Source organism: Aeromonas sp. QDB23 (assembly GCF_027707745.1).
GTDB classification, from domain to species: Bacteria; Pseudomonadota; Gammaproteobacteria; order Enterobacterales; family Aeromonadaceae; genus Aeromonas; species Aeromonas allosaccharophila.
On the sequence record NZ_JAPCJA010000005.1, the window covers coordinates 90,419 to 114,041 of the forward strand.

26 protein-coding genes are annotated in these 23,623 nt (G+C 57.3%); 3 read left to right on the top strand and 23 right to left on the bottom strand.

Translation table 11 applies throughout. From position 1 onward, the window contains the following. Window position 1 precedes the first annotated feature (1 nt). From tppD to murJ, 10 genes are all read right to left on the bottom strand, one after another. Window positions 2–439 (bottom strand): type IVa pilus pseudopilin TppD, encoded by a 438-nt coding sequence (tppD, locus tag PG888_RS04000; protein WP_163128879.1) that lies wholly within the window; start codon window positions 437–439, stop codon window positions 2–4. Then, window positions 436–1,431 (bottom strand): PilW family protein, encoded by a 996-nt coding sequence (locus PG888_RS04005; RefSeq protein WP_182938772.1) that lies wholly within the window; start codon window positions 1,429–1,431, stop codon window positions 436–438. The genes tppD and PG888_RS04005 overlap by 4 nt, the downstream gene beginning before the upstream one ends. Further along, window positions 1,428–1,997 carry a type IV pilus modification protein PilV gene (gene pilV, locus PG888_RS04010; RefSeq protein WP_042059698.1) on the bottom strand — a complete coding sequence of 190 codons (570 nt, stop codon included), beginning with the start codon at window positions 1,995–1,997 and terminating at the stop codon, window positions 1,428–1,430. Before pilV ends, PG888_RS04005 begins: the two co-directional genes overlap by 4 nt. Window positions 1,998–2,000: 3 nt before the next feature. Further along, window positions 2,001–2,405, bottom strand: coding sequence for a type IV pilin protein (locus PG888_RS04015; RefSeq protein ID WP_182938771.1), 405 nt, complete (start codon window positions 2,403–2,405; stop codon window positions 2,001–2,003). Window positions 2,406–2,515: 110 nt separating this feature from the next. Beyond that, on the bottom strand, window positions 2,516–3,451 hold the full coding sequence (gene ispH, locus PG888_RS04020; protein WP_182938770.1) for a 4-hydroxy-3-methylbut-2-enyl diphosphate reductase: 936 nt from the start codon (window positions 3,449–3,451) through the stop codon (window positions 2,516–2,518). Further along, window positions 3,451–3,903 (bottom strand): FKBP-type peptidyl-prolyl cis-trans isomerase, encoded by a 453-nt coding sequence (gene fkpB, locus PG888_RS04025; RefSeq protein ID WP_182938769.1) that lies wholly within the window; start codon window positions 3,901–3,903, stop codon window positions 3,451–3,453. The genes ispH and fkpB overlap by 1 nt, the downstream gene beginning before the upstream one ends. Then, the gene (lspA, locus tag PG888_RS04030) at window positions 3,900–4,397 is read right to left on the bottom strand and encodes a signal peptidase II (protein WP_005340447.1); all 498 of its coding nucleotides are present in this window, start codon (window positions 4,395–4,397) and stop codon (window positions 3,900–3,902) included. Before lspA ends, fkpB begins: the two co-directional genes overlap by 4 nt. After that, on the bottom strand, window positions 4,397–7,258 hold the full coding sequence (gene ileS, locus PG888_RS04035) for an isoleucine--tRNA ligase (protein WP_270815642.1): 2,862 nt from the start codon (window positions 7,256–7,258) through the stop codon (window positions 4,397–4,399). Before ileS ends, lspA begins: the two co-directional genes overlap by 1 nt. Continuing rightward, entirely contained in the window at window positions 7,258–8,232 is a 975-nt protein-coding gene (gene ribF / locus PG888_RS04040) for a bifunctional riboflavin kinase/FAD synthetase (protein ID WP_163129015.1), read from the bottom strand. The genes ileS and ribF overlap by 1 nt, the downstream gene beginning before the upstream one ends. Before the next feature lie 154 nt (window positions 8,233–8,386). Further along, window positions 8,387–9,949, bottom strand: a complete 1,563-nt coding sequence (murJ, locus tag PG888_RS04045) for a murein biosynthesis integral membrane protein MurJ (protein WP_075113919.1) — start codon at window positions 9,947–9,949, stop codon at window positions 8,387–8,389. A 191-nt stretch (window positions 9,950–10,140) separates the two neighbouring features. Between murJ and rpsT the strand changes: the two genes are divergently transcribed. Then, complete coding sequence (rpsT, locus tag PG888_RS04050; RefSeq protein WP_005308808.1) at window positions 10,141–10,404, top strand: 30S ribosomal protein S20; 264 nt, start codon at window positions 10,141–10,143, stop codon at window positions 10,402–10,404. 49 nt (window positions 10,405–10,453) lie between these two features. Here rpsT and PG888_RS04055 read toward each other — a convergent pair whose 3' ends face one another. The 8 genes from PG888_RS04055 to rppH all read right to left on the bottom strand — a co-directional run bounded on the left by PG888_RS04055 (window position 10,454) and on the right by rppH (window position 18,052). After that, window positions 10,454–10,756: an ArsR/SmtB family transcription factor gene (locus PG888_RS04055; RefSeq protein WP_182938767.1), complete on the bottom strand. Its 303-nt coding sequence runs from the start codon at window positions 10,754–10,756 to the stop codon at window positions 10,454–10,456. A 51-nt stretch (window positions 10,757–10,807) separates the two neighbouring features. After that, window positions 10,808–11,740: a transcriptional activator NhaR gene (gene nhaR, locus PG888_RS04060; RefSeq protein WP_005340434.1), complete on the bottom strand. Its 933-nt coding sequence runs from the start codon at window positions 11,738–11,740 to the stop codon at window positions 10,808–10,810. Continuing rightward, window positions 11,727–12,134, bottom strand: coding sequence for a hypothetical protein (locus PG888_RS04065; protein ID WP_182938766.1), 408 nt, complete (start codon window positions 12,132–12,134; stop codon window positions 11,727–11,729). The genes nhaR and PG888_RS04065 overlap by 14 nt, the downstream gene beginning before the upstream one ends. Next, on the bottom strand, window positions 12,131–13,321 hold the full coding sequence (nhaA, locus tag PG888_RS04070) for a Na+/H+ antiporter NhaA (RefSeq protein WP_111806101.1): 1,191 nt from the start codon (window positions 13,319–13,321) through the stop codon (window positions 12,131–12,133). Before nhaA ends, PG888_RS04065 begins: the two co-directional genes overlap by 4 nt. 223 nt (window positions 13,322–13,544) lie before the next feature. Next, window positions 13,545–14,339, bottom strand: coding sequence for a thymidylate synthase (gene thyA / locus PG888_RS04075; RefSeq protein ID WP_182938765.1), 795 nt, complete (start codon window positions 14,337–14,339; stop codon window positions 13,545–13,547). Then, complete coding sequence (gene lgt, locus PG888_RS04080) at window positions 14,339–15,163, bottom strand: prolipoprotein diacylglyceryl transferase (RefSeq protein ID WP_182938764.1); 825 nt, start codon at window positions 15,161–15,163, stop codon at window positions 14,339–14,341. Before lgt ends, thyA begins: the two co-directional genes overlap by 1 nt. 67 nt (window positions 15,164–15,230) lie before the next feature. Then, the gene (gene ptsP, locus PG888_RS04085; RefSeq protein ID WP_182938763.1) at window positions 15,231–17,510 is read right to left on the bottom strand and encodes a phosphoenolpyruvate--protein phosphotransferase; all 2,280 of its coding nucleotides are present in this window, start codon (window positions 17,508–17,510) and stop codon (window positions 15,231–15,233) included. A 14-nt stretch (window positions 17,511–17,524) separates the two neighbouring features. Next, window positions 17,525–18,052, bottom strand: coding sequence for an RNA pyrophosphohydrolase (gene rppH, locus PG888_RS04090; protein WP_033135511.1), 528 nt, complete (start codon window positions 18,050–18,052; stop codon window positions 17,525–17,527). Between the two features lie 733 nt (window positions 18,053–18,785). On the opposite strand from rppH, the gene mutH reads away from it, so the two are divergent. Together mutH and PG888_RS04100 are read left to right on the top strand one after the other, a co-directional pair. Then, on the top strand, window positions 18,786–19,460 hold the full coding sequence (gene mutH / locus PG888_RS04095) for a DNA mismatch repair endonuclease MutH (protein ID WP_182938762.1): 675 nt from the start codon (window positions 18,786–18,788) through the stop codon (window positions 19,458–19,460). Window positions 19,461–19,540: 80 nt separating this feature from the next. Then, window positions 19,541–19,864, top strand: a complete 324-nt coding sequence (locus tag PG888_RS04100) for an isoamylase early set domain-containing protein (RefSeq protein ID WP_019445584.1) — start codon at window positions 19,541–19,543, stop codon at window positions 19,862–19,864. A gap of 108 nt (window positions 19,865–19,972) precedes the next feature. Here PG888_RS04100 and rplS read toward each other — a convergent pair whose 3' ends face one another. The 5 genes from rplS to ffh form a co-directional block, all read right to left on the bottom strand. Continuing rightward, on the bottom strand, window positions 19,973–20,320 hold the full coding sequence (gene rplS / locus PG888_RS04105; protein ID WP_005313505.1) for a 50S ribosomal protein L19: 348 nt from the start codon (window positions 20,318–20,320) through the stop codon (window positions 19,973–19,975). A gap of 32 nt (window positions 20,321–20,352) precedes the next feature. Next, window positions 20,353–21,102: a tRNA (guanosine(37)-N1)-methyltransferase TrmD gene (gene trmD, locus PG888_RS04110; protein ID WP_005340400.1), complete on the bottom strand. Its 750-nt coding sequence runs from the start codon at window positions 21,100–21,102 to the stop codon at window positions 20,353–20,355. A 34-nt stretch (window positions 21,103–21,136) separates the two neighbouring features. Beyond that, complete coding sequence (gene rimM / locus PG888_RS04115; RefSeq protein WP_139406811.1) at window positions 21,137–21,658, bottom strand: ribosome maturation factor RimM; 522 nt, start codon at window positions 21,656–21,658, stop codon at window positions 21,137–21,139. Between the two features lie 24 nt (window positions 21,659–21,682). Beyond that, a complete protein-coding gene (gene rpsP, locus PG888_RS04120) occupies window positions 21,683–21,931 on the bottom strand; it encodes a 30S ribosomal protein S16 (RefSeq protein ID WP_042059663.1) in 249 nt (82 codons plus the stop codon). A gap of 177 nt (window positions 21,932–22,108) precedes the next feature. Continuing rightward, on the bottom strand, window positions 22,109–23,485 hold the full coding sequence (gene ffh, locus PG888_RS04125; RefSeq protein ID WP_182938761.1) for a signal recognition particle protein: 1,377 nt from the start codon (window positions 23,483–23,485) through the stop codon (window positions 22,109–22,111). Window positions 23,486–23,623 lie beyond the last annotated feature (138 nt).

A 23,623-nucleotide genomic window follows, 5' to 3' on the forward strand; every position in this document is an offset into this window, starting at 1 on the left:
CCTAATTGGCACTGAGCAAGGGTTGTTCTACCCCGGCAGTAAAGGTCATTTGGCTATTCACTTTGCCATAAGCACTGGATGTGGTCGCTTCAGCATAACGACAGGCTGGTGTTACATTCTGGCTACTGGCTTCAAATTTGCGTTTGCATACACTTTCGGTATTGATTGTCAGGGTGGTCGCAGGAGTGGTCGTACCGATTGCAGCTGAAGTGCCAATAGCCTGCGTTGCAATTTGAGTTGAGAGAGAAGTGTCACCCAATGCAGACTCCAGGGTGCCTTCCACTTCGTGTTCTGCTCGTTGCAAACTGGCGCTAGAACTGGCCATTTTCAGACTCATACCACTGGACTGCATGACGACTACGGCAATCAGAGTCAAAGGAACCAGAATGACTAGTGCGACTATCAACGCAACTCCCTGATGTTTTTTAACCGCTCTCATGTTCCACCTCGGGTAGCTATTTGTTGATTACGTAGTGCAATACTACTTTCCAATAACAGACGGCGATAACCATCACCTCCACCATTGACCGTAATATTACCGAGTTGATAGCTATTGTTATTCTTATAGCGACTAGATTCCCGATCGGATCTAATTAGCAAGAACAGTCGGGCGCCCAATACTCGCCCTTCATTCCACCGCTGCGTTGTCATCTGATCCGTTGACATATATCGGTCTATACGTCCGTCAGGGATCAAGGAGTCATCAACACCATACATCAGCACCATATGTTCAACCCCTTCAGCCATGGCGCCACCAATCAGAGAAGAACCACCATTGACGGTCAAATAGCGCTTGCGCAAAACAGGAATGCCATCTTCTTGCGACAGATAATAAATATAGTGCTGGTATTCCCAGACTTGGCTCTCATTATTAGCGCCAAATAGTGGTCGGGTTTCGCTCCCCTTGATGACTCTCGCTTCCTGACTATTGGCTGCCATATAAAAGCGGTTTGCATCCAATCCCTCTGATGCTGGTATAGGACGCCCCACCAATCGCTTGATGCTAATTACATCGCTATTTGCCACCCGATCAGCCGCGAGAATACAAGCAAACCCGGCAAGCCCTTTGCTGGCTGATACCCGACTGACCCATAGCCCTCTGATGGGACCCGCATTTGATGGCAAACTCCCCACAGAACGCTCATCCAGACAATCGCTACTGGCAGGAATAATGCTGCCAGCACTGAGGGTCAGAGAGGATCCAGCTTGTGTCGACTGGCCGGTATAGGCCCCAAAAAAGCCCGCCCATTTTATATCCTGGCTAATCAGCCGAATGGCTAATCGACCATTTTCCTGTAATTCGCTTTGATCAAAGGCATCTTCAGAGCTTGAGCGAGACATAACAAAAACAGTGAATACCCCGGCCAAGAGGAATAGACCGAGCACCATGGCGACCAGCCACTCGACCAGAGTGAAACCGCGGGATTTCATAAGGTGGTCGTCAGAATAAACTGACGCCTCGCAAGATTGTTGACCGTTGACAATTGACACTCATTAATCAAGGTTGCTGCCGCACCGGCCGCCCCCCCATCGGATATATCTTGTTTACCAGCCCAGAAAATCCCGACCGCCAGCACATTATTGGCTCGCCGCACCACACAACCGACCGGCGAGTTCAATGCGGAGGCCGCCCCCGTCACACTTGCTCCCAACAAGGCCTGCTGCCAATAGTGCAGGTCGGCATTACGTAAATCTGCCGCACTGCACGCACTGATTGTGCCATCTGCTGCTGCGCATGTAGGTCGGGGTAAATTAGCGGCCAGATTAACCGTCACAGCGCCTGTAGCACTCCAGCTATCACGATTTATCCGTACTCGTTCGACCATATCGTTAGCCAGCCAGCTGGCAATAGTGCGCTGGCGAGCTTCGTAACTGGCAAATTTGGAATGGGTTTGCAAAGCAACCAGACCGAGTAGCCCCAATGACAGGATCACTGCGGTGATCATTACTTCCAGCAGGCTGAATCCTCTCTGATGTGAAGGAGCATGAATGGCCATAGGCTATTCCCAGCAGCTATTGCTAGCTGTACCAGAGGCACTTTTGATGCCCATCTGATTAATGGAAAAAACCGTGCAATCGGTATCTTTGGCCTGGGCCGTCGTCGCACCAGCACTCGCTGACAAGGTATAGGTGTTGCCTGATACGGCAATGGACAATTGATACAAACCGGTCTCAGACGCACTACTAATACCAAGTGCCGCAGCAGAAGATGCGTACTGATTGAAATCCATAAAATAGGTTTCTTGCCGATTGGCCGCATTCAACAACATGGCCTTGGCTTCGACACGGTGACTACGCAGCACATATTGCTGATAAGAGGGGTAAGCGATGGTGCCGAGGATCGCCACGATGGCGACGACAATCATCAGCTCAATAAGAGAAAAGCCACGAAAGTATCCAATCATATCCCATCCTTGGTGACTGACTGCTTTATAAGTTTAACGCCGAGCCTGTCACTAGAACAAACCCGGCGTCATTATTAACACACTTTATTCTTAAGCCTTCCTGGCTGCACTCAAATTATTCTAAGTTCGGGAGGAACCTCAAAGACTACGTTCTCTTCACGGCCGGGGTGCTCGGCGACGACCTGACCACCCAGCTCGCGCAGGCGCGTGATGACGGATTGCACCAGCACCTCGGGGGCAGAGGCGCCAGCAGTGACGCCGATCGCTTTCACGCCTTCCAGCCAGCTCGCCTCAATCATCGACGCATCATCGATAAGATAGGCTCTGGCGCCCACCTTCTCGGCCAGCTCGCGCAGACGATTGGAGTTGGAGGAGTTGCGCGACCCGACCACCAGCATGGCCTGCACCAGCCCCGCCATCTCCCGCACCGCATCCTGACGGTTCTGGGTGGCGTAGCAGATGTCATCCTTGCGCGGCCCCTGGATCTTGGGGAAGTGCTTGCGCAGCGCATCGATAACGTCCGAGGTCTCATCCACGCTCAGGGTGGTCTGGGTGACGAAACAGAGGTCATCCGGATTCTTCACCTTGAGCCTGGCCACATCTTCCGGTGTCTCCACCAGATACATGCCGCCTTCGCGATTCTCGTACTGCCCCATGGTCCCGATCACCTCGGGGTGACCGGCGTGCCCGATCAGCACAGCCTCGGAGCCCTTGCGGCTGGCGCGATGAACCTCCATGTGCACCTTGGTCACCAGCGGACAGGTGGCATCGAACACCTTGAGGGCGCGGGACTTGGCCATCTCGCGCACCGTCTTGGCCACGCCGTGGGCGGAGAAGATGACGATGCTGTCATCCGGCACCTCATCAAGCTCCTCGACGAAGACGGCGCCCGCCTCTTTCAGCTTGTTCACCACATAGCGGTTATGTACCACTTCATGGCGGACATAGATGGGGGCCCCGAACTTCTCCAGCGCGCTCTCGACAATGCTGATGGCGCGATCTACACCGGCGCAAAAACCGCGAGGGTTAGCGAGCAGAATATCCATTAGTGCACCTTCTCCTCATCATCAACGCCCAGGATCTCCACCTCGAAGGTAACGGTATGACCGGCCAACGGGTGGTTGAAATCGACCGTGACCGACATCCCGGCTACCGCCCGGATGATGCCCGGCAGCTCGCTGCCATTGGGCTGATCGAACAGGATGATGGTGCCGACTTTTGGCTCCACATCGGCGCCAAACTTGGCACGGTCGAGATGGTAGATGTTGTCGGGATTGGAGAGACCGAACGCCTGCTCCGGCGCCAGCGTGAAGCTCTTGCTCTCCCCTGTACGCAACCCCTGCAGGCACTGCTCGAAGGTCGGGGTCAGGCTGCCATCGCCCATCCGCAGGCGAGCCGGTTTGCCGTGCAGCGTAGTGCTGTCGGCAACCGAGCCATCTTCCAGCTTGATGGAGAAGTGGAACAGCACGCTGCTGTTAGCGGTGATCTGCTGGCTCATGCCTGCTCCTTTTTCTCACCACGGAACCCGTCCAGCACAATCATGGCGGCCCCGATAAAGATAAAGCTGTCGGCCAGATTGAATGCCGGCCAATGCGCACGCTGCCAGTAGAAGTCGAGGAAATCGACCACATGGCCCAGCACCAGTCGGTCAAAGACGTTGCCAAGGGCGCCGCCGATGATGAGTGAATAGGCGATACCGCTCCAACGCTGGGTCACCGACTGCTTGCGCAGCCAGTGGATCAGCAATCCACAGATGGCAAAAGCCAGCACCGCGAAGAACCAGCGCTGCCAGCCCCCCTGATCAGCCAGAAAGCTGAATGCGGCGCCCTTGTTGTAAACGTGAACCAGATTGAAGAAGGGGGTGATCTCCACCCCCGGGTAACCAAATGGCAGCAACTTGACCACGGCGAGCTTGCTCGCCTGGTCCAGTACAAAGGCCAGCACTGCCAGCCACAGCCAACGCAGGCCGCTTTTATGTTGAGTCATGTTCATCAGGCAAATTGACGCGTTTCGCCGTCACCCTCAACGTTGGTCACACAGCGACCACAGATCTCTTCGTGACCCGCGATGGTGCCCACGTCTTCCACATGGTGCCAGCAGCGGTCGCACTTGGCGGCGGCAGACTGGGCAACGCTCAGCCACAGGTCATCACGCTCGGTCGCCACAGAGCCTTCCGGTGCAGTGTCAGCCACCACCACCTTGGCCTTGGAGGTGAGCAGCACGAAGCGCAGCTCATCGGCCAGGGCGTTCAGGCGCGCAGCCAGCTCCGGCTTGGCGAACAGGGTCAGTTCGGCCTGCAGGGAGCCGCCGATACGCTTCTCGCCACGGGCCACTTCCAGCGCCTTGTTCACTTCACCACGCACGGTGAGGATCTCGGCCCAGAAATCGTCGTTGAGGGTTTCACCCGCTTCCAGACCGAACAAGCCGTCGTACCACTCTTCGGTGAAGACGAACTCGCCGCGCTCACCCGGCAGCAGTGCCCAGATTTCATCGGCGGTGAAGCTCATGATCGGCGCCATCCAGCGCACCATTGCCTCGGCGATGTGATAGAGCGCGGTCTGGCAGGAGCGACGGGCCAGGCTGTCAGCCTTGGCGGTGTACTGACGATCCTTGATGACATCCAGATAGAAGGAGCCCATCTCGATGGAGCAGAACTGCATCAGCTTCTGGGTCACGCCGTGGAAGTTGTACTCATCGAACGCTGCCATGATCTCGGCCTGTACCGCTTTGGCACGACCCACGGCCCAGCGATCCACCACCACCATGTCGGCAGGCGCAACCATGTCGGTCGCCGGATTGAAGCCGTTCAGGTTGGCCAGCAGGAAGCGGGCGGTGTTGCGGATGCGACGATAAGCATCGGCGGAGCGCTTGAGGATCTCGTCGGAGACAGTCATCTCGCCGGTGTAGTCAGTGCTCGCTACCCACAGACGCAGGATGTCGGCACCCAGCTTGTTCATTACGTCCTGCGGGCTGACCACGTTGCCGATGGACTTGGACATCTTGCGCCCCTGACCATCCACGGTGAAGCCGTGAGTCAACACCTGGTTGTACGGGGCCTTGTCTTTCATCGCCACGCCGATCATCAGGGAGGACATGAACCAGCCGCGGTGCTGGTCAGAACCTTCCAGATACATGTCGGCCGGGTTGCCGTTGAACTCGGGACGGGCATCGACCACGGAGGAGTGGGTTGAACCGGAGTCGAACCAGACGTCCAGGGTGTCAGGCACCTTGTCGTACATGTCGGCATCGCTGCCCAGCAGCTCGGCCTTGTCCAGATCCCACCATGCCTGGATGCCGGACTGCTCGACCCGCTTGGCCACTTCGTGCATCAAGCGCACGGATTCCGGGTGCAGCGCCTGAGTCTCTTTGTGGACGAACAGAGAGATAGGCACGCCCCAAGTACGCTGACGGGAGATACACCAGTCAGGACGGTTCTCGACCATCGCCTGAATGCGGTTTTTACCCCAGGCAGGTACCCAGCCGCTCTGGCCGTGCTGTTTGATACCGTCCTTCTCGATACGCTCGATCTCTTCCAGCGCGCGCTTGCGCAGACCCTTCTGTTCCATGCTGATGAACCACTGCGGGGTGGCACGGAAGATGATCGGGGTCTTGTGACGCCAGCAGTGCGGGTAGGAGTGGTTGAACACCTTGTGATGCAGCAGGGCGCCACGCTCGGTCAGCACCTCGACCACAGATGCGTTGGCCTTGAATACGTGCTGGCCGGCAAACAGTTCGGTATCCGGCAGATAAACGCCGTTGCTGCCAACCGGGTTGGCCACTTCCAGACCGTACTTCTGACCGACCACAAAGTCTTCCTGACCGTGGCCAGGCGCAGTGTGGACGGCGCCGGTACCAGCATCCAGGGTGACGTGGTCACCCAGTACCACCGACACGTCGAAGCTGTAGAAGGGGTGGTTGAAGCGCAGCAGCTCGAGCGCGGCACCCTTGGCGTAGCCCAGATTGTGGAACTTCTCGATACCGGCGCGATCCATCACATCCTTGACCAGCTCAGCGGCCAGGATCAGACGCTCGGGGTGCTCACCTTCCACCTGCACCAGCGCGTAGTCGAGGTCGGCGTGCATGGCGATGGCGCGGTTGGCTGGCAGAGTCCACGGAGTGGTGGTCCAGATCACCGCAGAGAGCGGGCCCTTGCCAGTGTGGCCTTCGGCGCAATCAAATTTGGCGGCAACGGTTGCCTCATCGACGGCCTTGAAACGCACATCGATGGAGGGAGAGTTCTTGTCGTAGTACTCCACTTCGGCTTCAGCCAGCGCGGAGCCACAATCGGTACACCAGTGCACCGGCTTGGAGCCTTTGTGCAGGTGGCCGTTTTCAACGATCTTGGCCATGGAGCGGATGATGTTGGCTTCGGTGCCAAAATCCATGGTCAGGTAGGGGTGTTCCCAGTCGCCCAGCACACCCAGACGGATGAAGTCGGTCTTCTGCGCTTCGATCTGGGTCTTGGCGTATTTGCGGCACTCGGCGCGGAATTCGGCAGCGGAAACCTTCTCGCCCGGCTTGCCAACCATGCCTTCCACTTTCAGCTCGATAGGCAGACCGTGGCAATCCCAACCCGGCACATAGGGGGAATCGAAACCGGAGAGGCCCTTGGACTTGATGATGATGTCTTTGAGGATCTTGTTGACCGAGTGACCGATGTGAATGTTGCCGTTCGCATAGGGGGGGCCATCATGCAGAATGAAAGAAGGCTTGCCCGCTTTGGCGCGGCGAATAGCGCCGTAGAGATCCTGATCGTACCAACGTTTCAGCATGTTGGGTTCGCGCTTGGCCAGATCGCCACGCATCGGAAACTCGGTTTCCGGAAGATTCAGGGTGTGTTTATAGTCGCTCATCAGTCCTGGGTTCCCTTCTTTTCTAAAAGAGTGCTGGGTAAATTGAATTGTGGCAGCCCGAACCAGGCTCGGGCCGCCAGGGCATCTCGTTCGATCTGCTCTTTCAAGGCAATGAAAGAGGCAAACTTCTGCTCTTCGCGCAGCTTGTGGCGAAGCAGCACCTTGACCTGCTGACCATATAGATCACCAGAAAAATCAAATAGATGTACTTCCAATCTGGCTTGTGTACCGCTCAAGGTCGGCCGTACACCCACATTGGCTACACCGGGGAAGGTCTTGCCGGAACATATCACTTCCACCGCAAACACGCCACCGACCGGGATCACCTGGCGCTTGAGGGCCAGATTGGCGGTGGGAAAACCTATGGTACGCCCCAGCTTGTCGCCGTGGGCCACCCGGCCGCTGATGGTATATGGGCGGCCAAGCATCAGCTCCACTTCCGCCATCCGGCCCGCCTTAAGGGCCTCGCGCACCAGGGTGCTGCTGACCCGCTGCCGTTCGAGCTGGAAGCTCTGGGTACTGATCACCTCGAACCCGAAGCGATGGCCCGCCTCTTCCAGCAGGTGGAAGTCCCCTTCCCGCCCCTTGCCGAAGCGAAAATCGTCGCCAACCACCAGATAGCGAACCCCGAGCTTCTCCACCAGCAACTGCTCGATGAAGGTCGCAGCCGCTTGCTCGGCAAAGCGATGGCTGAAGCGCACGCAGAGCATGCGGTCGATCTGCAGCCCCCGCAGTGCTTCATACTTTTCCCGCAACCGGCTCAGCCGGGCGGGCGCCGCCGTGCCGGCAAAAAGCTCCAGCGGCTGCGGTTCGAACAGCATGACGCAGGCGGGCAATCCCAGCTGGGCCGCTTTCTCCTTGAGACGTGCCAATACCGCATGGTGACCCTGATGAACCCCATCAAAGTTGCCAATGGTCAATACACATCCCCGGTGACGGGGCTTGAGATTGTGAATGCCGCGAATAAGCTCCATCAGTGCCTTGTGCGTTGCTGCCATGGAAATCGGCGGATTATATATCAGGCAGCAGGCAGGGTCAGCCCTCATAGCCTGATTTCAACTATCCGGGCCCAATCCCGCACCCCGTGGCGCCATGAGGCACTATCCCCATGGCGCCGCAGGATCACGACTACTGCTGCCCCGATTTAAGATGACGCGGGCGAATACCCAGCAGCAGCAACACCACCGCGTAGACCGCAGCCCCCAGCGACAGCAACATGGTCAGCTGCAAACTGGCCTTGCCCATGCTCCATGCGCCCCATTGGGCCAGATCCGGTGACAGGTAGGCGAGCACGCCCCCCATAAGTACGCTGGCGACCAGCAGCTTGAGGCAGAACACCCCGGTATGGCGGGAGGGACGATAGACGCTCTGCTGGTACAACCCCTTGAACAGCAAGGCCGCATTCAGGGTACCCGAACAGGCGGTCGAGAGCGCCAGTCCCACGTAACCGAGTGGATAGATGAAGAGGAGGTTGCAGACCATGTTGGCTGCCATCGACATCATCCCGATCCGCACCGGCGTCTTGGTATCCTGACGGGCGTAATAGCCGGGTGCCAGCACCTTGATCAGCATCAGAGAGAGCAGACCGGTGGTGGATGCCAGCAGGCTGGCGCTCGACATGGCCACTTCATGCAGGCCAAACTCGCCGCGCATAAACAGCACCCGCAGAATCGGCTCGCGCATCACCGCAATGCCTATCATGGCCGGCAGGCCGAGCAGCATCACCATCCGCACCCCCCAATCCATGGTGCGGGAGAAGTCGGCCGGATCGGCATCCACATGCTTTTTCGCCAGCGCAGGCAGGATCACGGTACTGATGGCCACCGCAAACAGGCCGAGGGGGAACTCCAGCAGGCGATCCGAGTAGTAGAGGTAGCTGATGGCACCGGTTGCCAGGAAAGAGGCGAGCATGGTGTTGACCAGCAAGTTGATCTGACTGACCGAAACGCCAAACAGGGCTGGGATCATCAGGGTGCGGATCTTCACCACTCCCGGGTGATGCCATCCCCACTTGGGCCACACCAGCATGTTGATTTGGCGCAAAAAGGGGTACTGGAACAAAAACTGCACCAAACCGCCCAAAAATACACCAATCGCCAGCGAGATCTCCGGTTTGTCCATCAGTGGCGCAATCCACCAGGCCGCCGCAATCATAGTGATGTTGAGAAACACCGGCGTGAACGACGAGACCGCAAAGCGGCCAAAGGTGTTGAGGATGGCCCCCGCCATGGCGGTAAAGGTGATGAACCAGAGGTAGGGGAAGGTGATTTTGAGCATCAGACTGGCGAGCTCGAACTTCTCGGCCGCAGGGCCGCCGTGCAACCAGTCCCAGAACCAGCCCCAGCCAAACAGTGCGGTCAGCACACCCGACCCCAGCACCCCGAGCAGGGTAACTACCGTCACTATGCCCCCCAGCGTACCCGCCACCGCGGCCAGCAATTCACGCACTTCCCCCTCGTCGCCATTTTTCTTGTACTCCGTCATCACGGGAACAAAGGCCTGGTTGAAGGCACCTTCGGCGAACAGACGACGCAGAAAGTTGGGAATGCGATTGGCAAAGAAGAAGACGTCTGCGGCCACCCCGGCACCGAGCAGATTGGCGATGACCACATCGCGAACCAAGCCCATTACGCGGGATGCCAGCGTCATTCCGGACACTATCATGCCGGATTTGATCAATTTCTTACTCAAGACGAGGCCTCTGGAACTGTCAGAATGAAAAGAATGCTGCTAGAATCGGCCGACAGTTTAACCGTCTCCCTACTGACACACCACCGGGAGGCGGTGTTTATTTGCACAAATCATTTGACATTATGTGGTTGGAAGGGCATATTTCCGGGCCTTTTCAATACACTCGCTAAGACAGTTTTAGGAGTTTTACCTTGGCTAACATCAAATCTGCTAAGAAGCGCGCTCTTCAGTCAGAAAAACGCCGTCAGCACAACGCCAGCCGTCGTTCCATGACCCGTACCTACCTGAAGAAAGTCATCGCTGCTATCGCCTCTGGCGACAAAGCTGCCGCGACTGCCGCTTTCGCTGTTGCTCAGCCGATCATGGATCGTATGGCGACCAAAGGCCTGATCCACAAGAACAAAGCTGCTCGTCACAAGAGCCGCCTGTCTGCCCAGATCAAAGCTATGGCTTAATCAGCTTCTGCTGATCAAAGCTAAAAAAACCGGCCTTAGTGCCGGTTTTTTATTTATCTGCGCAGCAATAAAGTCGATGCAGCAAACTGATCATTTCACGCACCTCATGGCTGCGCAGCGAATAGTAGACCGTCTGGGCCTCTTTGCGCGTCGTCACCAGTTCATCCCGCCGCAACAGCGCCAGATGCTGTGACAAGGCCGACTGACTCAATCCCAATCGCTCGTTGAGCTCCCCCACCGACAGCTCCCGCTCCAGCAACTGGCACAGAATAAACAGCCGCCGTTCGTTGGCCAGCGCCTTGAGCAAGGCCACCGCTTTACTCGCATTGGCTTCCATCTCTTCAAGTTGCATCACATCTCTCCTCTGCCACTCATCGCCGATGATACGTGGTGATGGGCCGTTTTAAAACGACAGGGTAGCAGGCTGGATGGCGGAGAAATTCTCTTGGCCGGAAAAGAGAAAGGTAAAATCGCTCTCGCAGACCCGCTTCACCGCCGGATGCTGGATCATCCGCTCGGCGAAGATGACGTAATACTCCTCCATCAGATCCTGGGTCTCCCCGATCAGCATCACCCCCTCCCCCTCGAGGATCTCCTCCCGATAGATGGTGGGGGCCATGAAGATCCCCTGATTGAAGAAGCCAAACGCCTTCATCAGGGCGGCATCATCGAACTCGCCAAGAATGCTGGGAGAAACCCCCTGCTGCTCGAACCACTGGGTCAGCTGACGCCCCATGGCGGTACGGCGACCGGGGATCAGCAGCTTGCGCTCCTCCAGACAGGCGGGAAAGGGCTTTTCGGGCAACGGCGCCTTGCAGAAGAAGCTGACGCCACAGCCGCCCAACCGCTTGGAAAGCAGCCCCGCATGCTGGCTGGAGTCCACCGGACAGTCGGAGAGGATCATGTCGAGCTTGTGCTCGCTCAGCTGCTCCAGCAGCAGTTCGTGGGTCGACTCGAAGCAGCGCAGGTGGATGGAGCCATCATTCGGAATAACAGAAAGCAGCACGCGGCTGGCAAGGCGCTTGGATAGAGCATCGGCGATGCCGACGTCAAACAGGATCTGGCTCTCCTTGCGGTAGTTAACGATATCGAGCATCTCGTAGGAGAGGCTGAACATCTTGTCGGCATAGCGAAACACCAGCTGGCCCAGCTCGGTCGCCTCGAGCGAGCGCCCCTTGCGCTTGAGCAGCTTGCCGCCGAGACGCTGCTCCAGCAGCTTGATCTGACCGGTGACCGTTTGCGGGGTCAAAAAAAGGGCTTCCGCTGCCTGAGTAACGGAGCCCTTCTTCTGAGTCATCCAAAAATAGTAAAGGTGGTTGTAGTTAAGGTGTGACATCCGATGAGGTTCCCGCGGTGCGCGGACTCCGGTAGCAGCTGAGTTCAACCGCCAGAATGTCATACATGTCGCTGACCGAGTCAACCTTGTTCGCGCCAAACTGCTCCATCAGGCTGGCCTTGAGGCGTGCCTTGTCCGGCATCCGGTCAGCGCAATAACGCTTGTTGGAGTGTTTGACCCGCTCGCCAGCCCGGCTGCTCAGCGCCCGCTCGGAGAAGGTCTCGCCAAAGCGCGCCTTGGCCTGCTTGTCCCCCAACAGCAGGGCGCTATCGACCACTCCGTTCAGATAGGCAGAGCAGTTCGCCGAGGCGGCGTCCTGCTTGCAATCCTCCAGCCCGCCGGCCCATGCCGCGGGGCTCAACAACAGCATCAACAACCCTGTATGTAGCTTCATAGTCCCTCCGTACTCTGTTCCCCTTCACCCTTGGGAAGGGCCATGCGCAAGGCCAGATAGCCGACCACCGCCGCCATGGTAGAACCCACCAGGATCCCTAGGCGCGAGTAGCTGCCGTAATCCAGCCCACCGTGCTCGAAGGCGAGCGAGGCGATAAACATCGACATGGTAAACCCGATGCCACAGAGGATGCTGACCGCAAAGATCTGCTTGAAGTTGACCCCGGGCGGCAACTGGGCGATGCCCAGTTTGACCGACAGCCAGCTGATGGTGAACACCCCGAGCGGCTTGCCGATAAACAGCCCCAGCATGATCCCCATCGGCACCGGGCTCAACAGGGAGGAGAGACCAATCCCCTCCAGCGATACCCCGGCGTTGGCAAACGCAAACAGCGGCAGGATCAGATAGGCACTCCAGGGGTGCAACTTGTGCTCCAGATACTTGAGCGGCGAGGCGTAACGCTTGCCGTTAAGCGGAACCATAAAGCCCACCACCACACCCGCCAGGGTCGCATGGACGCCAGACTTGAGTACCGCCACCCAGAGCACCAGACCGACCAGCATGTAGAGGCTGATCCTGTCCTCACCACGGCGATTCATCCAAAGCAGGGTGAGGGTTGCCAGAATACCGATAGCCAGCGCCTCCAGCGACAGCTGCTGGGTATAGAAGAGCGCGATGATGATGATGACGCCGAGGTCATCCATGATGGCCAGTGCCAGCAGGAATACCTTGAGGCTCACCGGCACCCGCTTGCCGAGCAGCGCCATCACCCCGAGGGCAAAGGCGATGTCGGTCGCAGCCGGAATCGCCCAGCCAGCGCGCGCCACGTCGTCCGAATAGTTGAAAAAGGCGTAGATCAAGGCCGGCGCCAGCATGCCGCCCACCGCTGCAATGGCCGGGAAGGTCGCCTGAACCCGGGTCGAAAGCGCCCCTTCCAGCATTTCACGCTTCACTTCCAGACCAACCAGCAGGAAGAAGATCGCCATGAAGCCATCGTTGATCCAGAGCAGCAGCGGCTTGTTGATGTCGAGGGCTGCGATGCGCACCTGCACCGGCGTGTCGAGAAACGCCTGATACCCGCCAGCCAGCGCGGTATTGGCTAAAATCATTGCCAGCATGGCAGCCATGATCAGAATAATTCCGGAGGCGGCCTCCAGCTTCAGGAACTTTTTGATTACGTCACTCATGGTTAAATTTTCCACCGTATTGCTTTGATTTGAGTCTATATCCTGCAACAACCAATGGAAAATCGTTTCTTGCTGCTCAACACAACGAAAAAACCGAAGGCAAAATAAAACATACCTGCTATAAGCAGGTTTTTCCTCGTCTCTGGCTACCGTCTTATTAATCAATAAAATGAATTTTCAATTATTTAGCTGCATAAAAAAGGCGCCCTGAGGCGCCTTGCTATCAGATGGCGACGGGCGCCTTGATCCCGGGATGGGGGTCATAACCCTCGATCTCGAAATCCTCGAACTTGTAGTCGAAGATGGAGTCCGGCTTGCGCTTGATCACCAGGGTCGGCAGCGGGCGCGGCTCACGGGAAAGCTGCAGCGCAGTCTGCTCCATGTGGTTGGAGTAGAGGTGCACATCGCCGCCGGTCCAGACGAAGTCACCCACTTCCAGATCGCACTGCTGGGCCATCATGTGGGTCAGCAGGGCATAGCTGGCGATGTTGAACGGCAGGCCGAGGAAGACATCACAGCTGCGCTGGTAGAGCTGGCAGGAGAGCTTGCCGTCCGCCACATAGAACTGGAAGAAGGCGTGGCAGGGAGCCAGCGCCATCTTGTCCAGCTCGCCCACGTTCCAGGCGGAGACGATGATGCGGCGCGAATCCGGATTGTGCTTGATGTCGTCCACCGCCTTCTGGATCTGATCGATGACAGACCCGTCAACCGCTGGCCAAGAGCGCCACTGGGCGCCATATACCGGCCCCAGATCGCCGTTCTCGTCGGCCCACTCGTCCCAGATGCTGACGCCGTGCTCTTTCAGGTAGGCGGTGTTGGTATCGCCATTAAGGAACCACAGCAGCTCGTGAATGATGGAGCGCAGGTGGCACTTCTTGGTGGTAACCAGCGGAAAGCCTTCCGCCAGATTGAAGCGCATCTGATGGCCGAACAGGGAGACGGTACCGGTGCCGGTACGGTCAGACTTGACGGTACCCTCATCGAGGATCTTCTGCATCAGGTTGAGATAAGCTCGCATTATTTCGCCTCCTTGATGGCATTACCGAACAACTGCGGACGCTTGTAGGCAACCCAAATCATCAGGGCACCGGCGATAATCATCGGGGTGGAGAGGATCTGGCCCATGCTGATCTCCTGGAAGTAGAGACCAAGCTGGCTGTCCGGCTGGCGCACAAACTCCACCAGGAAGCGGAACAGGCCGTAGAACAGCAGGAACATGCCGGAGATGGCGCCGCGCGGCGGGTTCTTGCGCCAGAACAGGTTGAGGATGATGAACAGCACCACCCCTTCCAGTGCGAACTGGTAGAGCTGGGAAGGGTGACGCGGCTCGGGGCCCGCTTCCGGGAAGATGATGGCCCAAGGCACATCGGTGATCCGCCCCCACAACTCGCCGTTGAGGAAGTTGCCGATCCGGCCAACGCCGAGACCAAACGGAATGAGCGGCGCCACAAAGTCGGCCACGGTGAAGAAGTGGCGCTTGGTCTTGTGGGCAAACCAGATCATTGCGGTGATAACCCCGATCAGACCACCGTGGAACGACATGCCGCCGGTCCAGATCTTGAACAAATAGGTGGGATCCGCGAGGAAGAGATCGAAGTTGTAGAACAGCACGTAACCGATACGGCCACCGAGGATCACCCCGAGGAAACCGTAGAACAGCAGATCCGACACCTCGTTGCGAGTCCAGCCGCTGTTCGGCGTATCGGCGCGACGGCCGGCAAGCCACATGGCAAAAGCGAAACCAAACAGGTACATGAGACCATACCAGCGTACCGATAGTGGTCCCAAACTGAATGCTACGGGATCAATCTGCGAGAAAACCCAATATCCATCGTGCTGCATAAGCGGCCCCAGTCAAAATAAAAGCCGCATTTTCCGATCATTCGTCAGCAGGGACAAGGCATGATTATCAATCACTCTGTTTCGATTTATGACCGGCTCGCAGCAAACCGCCCAAACCATGCTCCTCCAGATAGCGGGCAAACAGGCCGCGCAGCACGTGGGGATTGTCATGCTTGAGGCCATCGGCCATCAGTTCGGTCAACTCGCTCAGGGTGGATTGACGCAGCACGTACTTGATCCGGGCGATGTTGTGGGTGTTCATACTGAAGCGGCGATAGCCCATGGCCAGCAGCAGCAGTACACCGACCGGATCACCGGCCAGCTCGCCACAGACCGACACCGGCTTCTGGTAGCGATGGGAGGCATCAACCAGCTGTTGCAAAGCGCGGATCACCGCAGGATGGAAGGCATCGTAGATGTTGGCAACCCGGGAGTTGTTGCGATCCACCGCCAGCAGGTACTGGGTCAGGTCATTGCTGCCCACCGACCAGAAGTCGATGAGCGGCGCCATCTCCGGCAAGATAAAGAGGGCTGAGGGCACCTCGATCATCACCCCGAGGCTGGGGTAGCGGATCACCGCATCGCGGCTCGCCGCCTCTTCCGATACTTCCCGCCACGCTTGATCCAGCAGACGGCGGGAGGCCTTGATTTCGCTGACGCTGCTGATCATCGGCAGCATGATGGCCAGATTGTCCAGCCCTTCACTGGCCCGCAGCATCGCTTTGAGCTGCACCAGAAACAGTTCGGGGTGATCCAGGGTGATCCGGATCCCCCGCCAGCCAAGGAAGGGGTTTTCCTCGACGATGGGGAAATAGGGTAACGGCTTGTCGCCGCCCACATCCAGCGTCCGCATGCAGACCGGCCGGTTGCGGTAGGTCTCCAGAATGCCGCGATAGCGGGCAGTCTGCTCCCACTCGGAGGGGAAGCTCTCCTGCAGCATAAAGGGGATCTCGGTGCGATAGAGCCCGACCCCGTCCGCCAGCTGATTGAGGGAGATCTCGGTGTCGGCACTGAGACCGGCGTTGAGCAACAGGGAGACCTTGGTACCATCGGCCGTCTCGGATGGCAGGTTGTCGACACTGCGCACCAGGGTATCGAGTGCCCGCTCTTCATTGAGCAACTGACGATACTCGGTCAGGATCACCTGATTGGGTTCGATGAAGAGATCGCCGCTGTAGCCATCGACCACCAGCATGCGACCGCCGATGTCGCCTAGGGGCAGATCGACCCCCATGATGGCGGCGACCCCCATGGCACGGGCCAGAATGGCCGCGTGGGAGTTGGTGCCCCCCTTGAGCGAGACCACCCCGGTCAGATACTCGCGGGGCACTTCTGCAAGGATGGTGGCGGTCACCTCGTCGGCAACCAGCACCACCGGCTCGCCGATGGAGATATGTTCCGGTTCATTCTGCACCAGTCGGCTGATCAGCCGCTGGGCAATATCCTTCACGTCGGTGGAACGCTCCTGCAGGTAGGGATCCTTCATGCCCTTGAACTGCTCGATCAAGCGATCGCTGATGAGCTTGACCGCCGAGACCGCAGTCCAGTGCTCCTTGCTCACCTTGTTGCGAATGGGCTTGATGTAGCCGGGATCGTTCAGCAGATGGAGGTAGATATCGAAGATCGCCACCGAATCCTGGCTGTAGCTCTCGCGAAAACGCAGTGCCAGACTCTCCAGATCGTGGCGCACCTCCTCCACAGCCAGCTCCAGCCGCTCCAGCTGGCTGACATGGTCTTCATCCTTGCGCGGGGTGATGGACGAGAGCGCCTTGCGCGGCCGCCACACCCAGGCCTTGGCCATGGCGATACCGCTGGCCCCGGCAATACCGCGCAGCGGCTTGCTCCAGTCGGTCTTCTGCAACCACCCCTTGGCCTGCGCCTGGGCGATCCGCGCCGCCAGCTGGGCCGCCAGGGTGACCATAAAGGACTCCTCCCCCTCATCGAAGCGGCGGCTCTCCTTCTGCTGCACCACCAGAATGCCGACCACCTGACGCTGGTGCATGATGGGGGCGCCCAGGAAGGAGCGGAACGCCTCTTCGGCGACATCGGGCAGGAATTTGAAACTGGGGTGCGCGGGGGCATCAGCCAGGTTGATCAGCTCTTCCCGCTGACCCACCAGACCGACGATGCCCTGCTCGTAGGGCAGGGTCACCTTGCCAACCGCGGACGGGGCTAAGCCGTCGGTAGCCGCCAGGCGATAGCGGCGCACCTCGGGTTCCGAGACATAGACGGAGCAGCAGTCCACTGCCATGGCGTGCCGGGTCTGGCTCACCAATGCCTGCAAGGCCTGCTCGAGGGTATTGGCCTCGGCCATGCTCTCGACGATACGTCTCAGTTCCGTTAACAACTAATCTGTGCTCCTTAACGGGCGCGGTTGCGCCGCCCATCCTTCTTGTTGACCTGCACTGCCGGCACCGGCATCGCCAGCGGGGCAAACTCTTTCATGACCCTGCGGTAAACCTCCCGCTTGAACGAGACGACCTGACGCACCGGGTACCAGAAGCTGACCCAACGCCAGTCGTCAAATTCGGGATGGCCATGACAGCCGAACTGGATCCGCGATTCCCTGCCCGGACCAAGTTGTAACAGGAACCATTTTTGCTTTTGGCCAATACAGACCGGTGAACTGTCCCAGCGGACAAGACGTTTGGGTAAACGGTACTTTAGCCAGTTACGACTGGTGGCCATGATGGTCACATCTTCGGGCTTGAGGCCAATCTCCTCATACAGCTCTCGATACATGGCCTGCTCTGGCGTTTCACCATCATCAACCCCCCCCTGCGGAAACTGCCAGGAGTGCTGCCCATAGCGTTTAGCCCACAACACTTGTCCTTCACGGTTACAGATCACGATACCGACATTGGGACGAAATCCGTCGCCATCAATCACGTGATCACCTTATAAAGGCTGAATCTATAAGGAGATTGTTCCACATTCACTCCGTGGCAGCAAACAAGGAGTGAATCCCCTGTTTCATGAATAACTTTCAATTTCAAACATACTTATAAACAAATCCAAGGATCCGCGCCCCCAAGTTGCCCACCCAGGCTGTGCATAAAGCTGTTAGCAAACGGGTATATACAGTACTTTTTAACTGTACGCAAAAAGCGACCTTTCGCGCAATCTCGCAGATAAAAAGACAAAAAAACATTATCATACAAATAGTTAAATCAAAACAACTGGATCTAGATCCATGTCAATCAAAGAGCCAGATCCATGATCCGGATTGTGAACAAGTTCAACTGCTCAAAGATCCACCGCGGCGAAATTATCCACAGGAGTGGCACAATATCTACCCCGTTTACCCGATAAAAATGGGGTGGCATTCACAATTTTTTGTAACATATCAGCGACTCCACCCACTTTCATCCACTTATCCAAGATTTCTGTGGATAACTGTGTGTAACATCATGCACAAACCCTTGGACAACTATTTCGAGGTCAAACCAGGCCAGGATCACTGCTCGATAAAACAGACAAAACCCTTTAAAATCATCACGATGAGCTGATAGCCCCCAAATTCTCTGCATTTGATCTTATCCACTCAGGATCGGTTATAAAAACAGCGATCCTTCTCGGGATCCTCCCCTGTTAGAATATGGCGAGCAAGATGGAGCCAACTATGCCAAGCAATCCCCAATCCGAGCAGGAGTTATTGAGCCGCGCCTATGCCATGGCTGGCTTCACGCTGGCGCAGCTGGCCGCCGAGGCTGGCATCGCGGTGCCCAACGATCTGCGCCGTGACAAGGGGTGGGTCGGTCAGTTGATCGAGCTGCAACTGGGGGCCAGCGCAGGGAGCAAGCCGGAACAGGACTTCCCTGAGCTGGGGATCGAGCTCAAGACGATCCCCGTGGATCCTCAGGGCAAACCGCTGGAGACCACCTTCGTCTGCGTCGCCCCGCTGATCGGCGTCAGCGGCCAGCGCTGGGAGGAGTCAAACGTGCGCAACAAGCTCTCCCGGGTGCTCTGGATCCCGGTGGAAGGCAGTCGCGAGATCCCGGTTGGCGAGCGGCGGGTCGGCATGCCGCTGATGTGGAGCCCGAATGAAGAGGAAGATCGGCTACTGCGTCAGGACTGGGAGGAGCTGATGGACATGATTGTGCTGGGGGAAGTGGAGCAGATCAGCGCGCGCCACGGCCAGGTGATGCAACTGCGGCCCAAGGCCGCCAACAACAAGGCACTGACAAGAGCCATCGGTCGCGATGGTCAACCCATCATGACCCTGCCGCGCGGCTTCTATCTCAAGATCGACTTCACCCACAGCCTGCTGCAACGCTATTTTGCCTTGCCGACTTGATCTGCCTTATCAACATCTTTGTCATATGATGGTATAAAAATAGACAGGAGCCATTTTTAACTCACAGACAAGGAGGCGTCATGCCACTGATCAAACAGTTTTTAAAGTCCAAGCCCGAGGTCAAGGTGACCTTCGCCGTAGAGAAGGAGGCCGCCGCAGGCGCGGAGCAGGTGATGCTGATCGGTGAGTTCACCCAGTGGCAACCGGTCGAGCTGAAACGCATGAAGAGCGGCGAGTTCAAAGCCACCCTCAATCTGCCGACCGACGGCCCGGGTTACTTCGAATATTGCTACCAGCTCATCACCCCGGAAGGGGAGACCCTCTACGAGAATGACTGGGCAGCGGATGACTATGTACCTGGCCCCTTCGGGCGCGACAACTCGGTAGTACGGGTCATCCAGTAACGGCACCCAGATAGCCAATAGACGGATACAAAAAAGGCTCGCCATTGGCGAGCCTTTTCACTACCTGTCGAGCTATTTGCCGACATACCGACACCAATTCGAATCGAATTAGTTGAGCTTCTCTTTGATACGAGCAGCTTTGCCGGACAGGTTGCGCAGGTAGTACAGTTTGGCGCGGCGAACATCACCACGACGCTTCAGTTCTACACTGTGGATCAGCGGAGAGTGAGTCTGGAATACACGCTCAACACCTTCGCCGTTGGAGATCTTGCGAACGGTGAAAGCAGAGTGCAGACCGCGGTTACGCTTGGCAATAACGATGCCTTCGAAAGCCTGCAGACGCTCTTTACCACCTTCTTTAACACGAACTTGAACACGTACAGTGTCGCCCTGGGCAAAAGCCGGGATGTCGGTACGCAGTTGCTCTTGTTCAAGCTGCTGAATAATCTTGCTCATTGTCTTTCCTTACCTAGGATAAACTGAAAACTCTACTTAACGCTGTCACGCACTTCGCGGACATACTCGGCAAGAAGTGATTCTTGCTCGTCAGTCAGAGCTAGGTTGTTAATAAGTTCCGGCCTTCTTTGCCAGGTTCGTCCGAGCGACTGTTTGAGACGCCAGCGTCGAATCACTTCGTGATTGCCGCTTGTCAGCGCCTCGGGCACCGCCAATCCATCCAACACCTCCGGCCGAGTGTAGTGGGGATGATCCAGCAAGCCATCCGTAAAGGAGTCTTGCTCGGCACTGGCCTGATCACCCAAAACCCCCGGGACCAGACGCGAAACCGCATCGATCAGGGTCATGGCAGGCAACTCGCCACCACTTAACACGTAATCCCCGATAGACCACTCTTCGTCGACTTCGGTTTGTATCACGCGTTCATCGATACCTTCGTATCGACCGGCTACCAGAATCAGTTTCTGATTCGTCGCCAACTCGGTTACGCCCGCTTGAGTCAGCTTGCGTCCCTGAGGAGAGAGATAGATGACTTTCGCCCCGTCTCCCGCCGCTTGCTTGGCTGCATGAATCGCGTCACGCAGCGGCTGAACCATCATTAACATGCCGGGCCCACCACCATAAGGACGATCATCGACCGTACGGTGTTTATCGTGGGTAAACTCCCGGGGGTTCCAGCACTCAATCTGCAGCAGGCCACTCTTGACGGCCCGACCCGTTACCCCGTGCTCGGTAATGGCTCGGAACATTTCAGGGAAGAGGCTAATGACCCCAATCCACATAAGAAACCTCCGGCACCCGTGTTAGCGCGGGAAACTAGAAACCAGGATCCCAATCAACTTCGATTGTTCGAGCAGTCAGATCAATATTCTTGATCACCTGCTCTTCCAGGAACGGAATCAACCGCTCCTTTGCACCAAAGGCATCTTTTACATTGGCCTCAACCACCAACACATCGTTGGAGCCGGTTTCCATCAATTCGGTCACCTTGCCCAGGTCGTATCCCTTGGTGGTCATCACGGAGCAACCAATCAGGTCACGCCAGTAGAACTCACCTTCAGGCAACGCAGGCAACAGATCGGCGGGTACGCCAATCTCGACATTGGTCAATGCCAGGGCATCTTCGCGCACATCGATACCATCGAGCTTGCAGATCAGACCCTTGTTGTGACGTTTCCAGGATGAAACCCGAATTTCACGCCACGCCCCGTTCTGATTAATCAGCCAGGGGTTGTAATCGAAAATCGCTTCGGCAACATCGGTGAAGGAGTTCACTTTAAGCCAGCCCTTGATGCCATAAACGGTACCCAGGGTGCCCAGAACTATAGGTTTTTCCACCTTAACTCCTTACCGTTTAGCTGATTAAGCAGCTTTTTTAGCGTCTTTGATCAGCTTGGCAACGCGGTCAGAAACAGCGGCACCAGTAGCAACCCAATGCTCGATACGAGCCAGGTCCAGGTTCAGCTTTTCAGCAGAACCAGCAGCAACCGGGTTGAAGAAACCAACGCGCTCGATGAAGCGACCGTCACGGGCGCAACGGCTGTCAGAAACTACTACCTGGTAAAACGGACGCTTTTTCGCGCCACCACGTTGTAAACGAATGGTTACCATATCGTCCTCATTAACATCTAATGAACAAGGCCCGCAAACACGCGGACCCTAGCTTAAAATAAGCCGCGTAATTCTACTTGGATTCGTAATAATTGCAACCAAGCCAGCCATTTTTTGCGCAGAACCGCAATGAAAAGGGGCCTGCCGCTGCAGACCCCCATCAACACGCAGGCCGGATCAGAACGGGCCGCGGCCGCCACCGAAACCGGGGGGCATCATGTTCTTCATCTGGCTCATCATCTTGCGCATGCCGCCCTTGCCGGACATTTTTTTCATCATGCGCTGCATCTCGGTGAACTGCTTGAGCAGCTTGTTCACGTCCTGCACCTGCATGCCGGAGCCTGCAGCGATACGGCGTTTGCGGGAACCCTTGATGAGATCGGGGTGGGCTCGCTCCTTGGGCGTCATGGAGCTGATGATCGCCTCCATCCGTACAGTGAGCTTGTCATCCATCTGATCTTTCACGTTATCCGGCAAGCCGGACATGCCGGGCAACTTGTCGAGCATCCCCATCATGCCGCCCATGTTGCGCATCTGGGCCAGCTGCTCGCGGAAATCTTCCAGATCGAAGCCTTTACCACTCTTTACCTTGCTGGCCAGCTTGGCCGCTTTCTCTTTATCGACGTTGCGCTCAACCTCTTCGATAAGGGAGAGCACATCGCCCATACCGAGGATGCGGGAGGCGAGACGATCCGGGTGGAATGGCTCCAGCGCGTCAGTCTTCTCACCCATACCGATAAACTTGACCGGTTTACCAGTGATGTGACGCACCGACAGCGCGGCACCACCACGGGCGTCGCCGTCCGCCTTGGTGAGGATCACACCGGTAAGCAGCAACGCTTCGTTGAACGCCTTGGCGGTATTGGCGGCATCCTGACCGGTCATGGCATCGACCACGAACAGGGTTTCGACCGGCTTGATGGTGGCGTGCAGATGCTGGATCTCGGCCATCATCTCGCTATCGACGTGCAGACGACCGGCGGTATCGACGATCACCACGTCATAGAACTTCTTGCGCGCCTGATCGATGGCGGCGGTGGCGATGTCGACCGGCTTCTGGCTGGCGTCGCTCGGGAAGAAGTCGACCCCGATGTCGCTAGCCAGGGTCTCCAGCTGCTTGATCGCCGCAGGGCGATAGACGTCAGCACTGACCACCAGCACTTTCTTCTTGCTGCGCTCTTTGAGCAGTTTGGCCAGTTTGCCAACCGTGGTGGTCTTACCGGCACCCTGCAGACCGGCCATCAGGATGATCGCAGGCGGCTGGGCAGCCAGGTTGAGCTGTTCGTTGGCCTCCCCCATCACGGTGACCAGTTCACCGTGCACAATCTTGATGAATGCCTGGCCCGGGCTCAGGGATTTGGCCACTTCCTGCCCGACTGCGCGCTCTTTGACGCGCGCCACGAAATCACGCACTACCGGCAGGGCGACATCCGCCTCGAGCAGCGCCATGCGGACTTCGCGCAGGGTTTCCTTGATGTTCTCTTCGGTCAGGCGACCACGGCCACTGACATTGCGCAAGGTGCGCGAGAGTCGTTCAGTCAAATTCTCAAACATGACGGATTCCGGTTCTTGGCGTAATAAATTGGAGGCATTATAACCCAGAGCGGGCGCGAGGACGATTATTCACCGCACCGCAGCAGCAGGGACCTTCTCCCTATATATGGGCAGATCGACCGTTGCACAACTGGCGAG

What these genes read in the sequence shown, in the direction of transcription:
- tppD (WP_163128879.1), bottom strand. Translation starts at nt 439, where the DNA reads ATGAGAGCGGTTAAAAAACATCAGGGAGTTGCGTTGATAGTCGCACTA.
- PG888_RS04005 (WP_182938772.1), bottom strand. Translation starts at nt 1,431, where the DNA reads ATGAAATCCCGCGGTTTCACTCTGGTCGAGTGGCTGGTCGCCATGGTG.
- pilV (WP_042059698.1), bottom strand. Translation starts at nt 1,997, where the DNA reads ATGGCCATTCATGCTCCTTCACATCAGAGAGGATTCAGCCTGCTGGAA.
- PG888_RS04015 (WP_182938771.1), bottom strand. Translation starts at nt 2,405, where the DNA reads ATGATTGGATACTTTCGTGGCTTTTCTCTTATTGAGCTGATGATTGTC.
- ispH (WP_182938770.1), bottom strand. Translation starts at nt 3,451, where the DNA reads ATGGATATTCTGCTCGCTAACCCTCGCGGTTTTTGCGCCGGTGTAGAT.
- fkpB (WP_182938769.1), bottom strand. Translation starts at nt 3,903, where the DNA reads ATGAGCCAGCAGATCACCGCTAACAGCAGCGTGCTGTTCCACTTCTCC.
- lspA (WP_005340447.1), bottom strand. Translation starts at nt 4,397, where the DNA reads ATGAACATGACTCAACATAAAAGCGGCCTGCGTTGGCTGTGGCTGGCA.
- ileS (WP_270815642.1), bottom strand. Translation starts at nt 7,258, where the DNA reads ATGAGCGACTATAAACACACCCTGAATCTTCCGGAAACCGAGTTTCCG.
- ribF (WP_163129015.1), bottom strand. Translation starts at nt 8,232, where the DNA reads ATGGAGCTTATTCGCGGCATTCACAATCTCAAGCCCCGTCACCGGGGA.
- PG888_RS04055 (WP_182938767.1), bottom strand. Translation starts at nt 10,756, where the DNA reads ATGCAACTTGAAGAGATGGAAGCCAATGCGAGTAAAGCGGTGGCCTTG.
- nhaR (WP_005340434.1), bottom strand. Translation starts at nt 11,740, where the DNA reads ATGTCACACCTTAACTACAACCACCTTTACTATTTTTGGATGACTCAG.
- PG888_RS04065 (WP_182938766.1), bottom strand. Translation starts at nt 12,134, where the DNA reads ATGAAGCTACATACAGGGTTGTTGATGCTGTTGTTGAGCCCCGCGGCA.
- nhaA (WP_111806101.1), bottom strand. Translation starts at nt 13,321, where the DNA reads ATGAGTGACGTAATCAAAAAGTTCCTGAAGCTGGAGGCCGCCTCCGGA.
- thyA (WP_182938765.1), bottom strand. Translation starts at nt 14,339, where the DNA reads ATGCGAGCTTATCTCAACCTGATGCAGAAGATCCTCGATGAGGGTACC.
- lgt (WP_182938764.1), bottom strand. Translation starts at nt 15,163, where the DNA reads ATGCAGCACGATGGATATTGGGTTTTCTCGCAGATTGATCCCGTAGCA.
- mutH (WP_182938762.1), top strand. Translation starts at nt 18,786, where the DNA reads ATGCCAAGCAATCCCCAATCCGAGCAGGAGTTATTGAGCCGCGCCTAT.
- PG888_RS04100 (WP_019445584.1), top strand. Translation starts at nt 19,541, where the DNA reads ATGCCACTGATCAAACAGTTTTTAAAGTCCAAGCCCGAGGTCAAGGTG.
- rplS (WP_005313505.1), bottom strand. Translation starts at nt 20,320, where the DNA reads ATGAGCAAGATTATTCAGCAGCTTGAACAAGAGCAACTGCGTACCGAC.
- trmD (WP_005340400.1), bottom strand. Translation starts at nt 21,102, where the DNA reads ATGTGGATTGGGGTCATTAGCCTCTTCCCTGAAATGTTCCGAGCCATT.
- rpsP (WP_042059663.1), bottom strand. Translation starts at nt 21,931, where the DNA reads ATGGTAACCATTCGTTTACAACGTGGTGGCGCGAAAAAGCGTCCGTTT.
- ffh (WP_182938761.1), bottom strand. Translation starts at nt 23,485, where the DNA reads ATGTTTGAGAATTTGACTGAACGACTCTCGCGCACCTTGCGCAATGTC.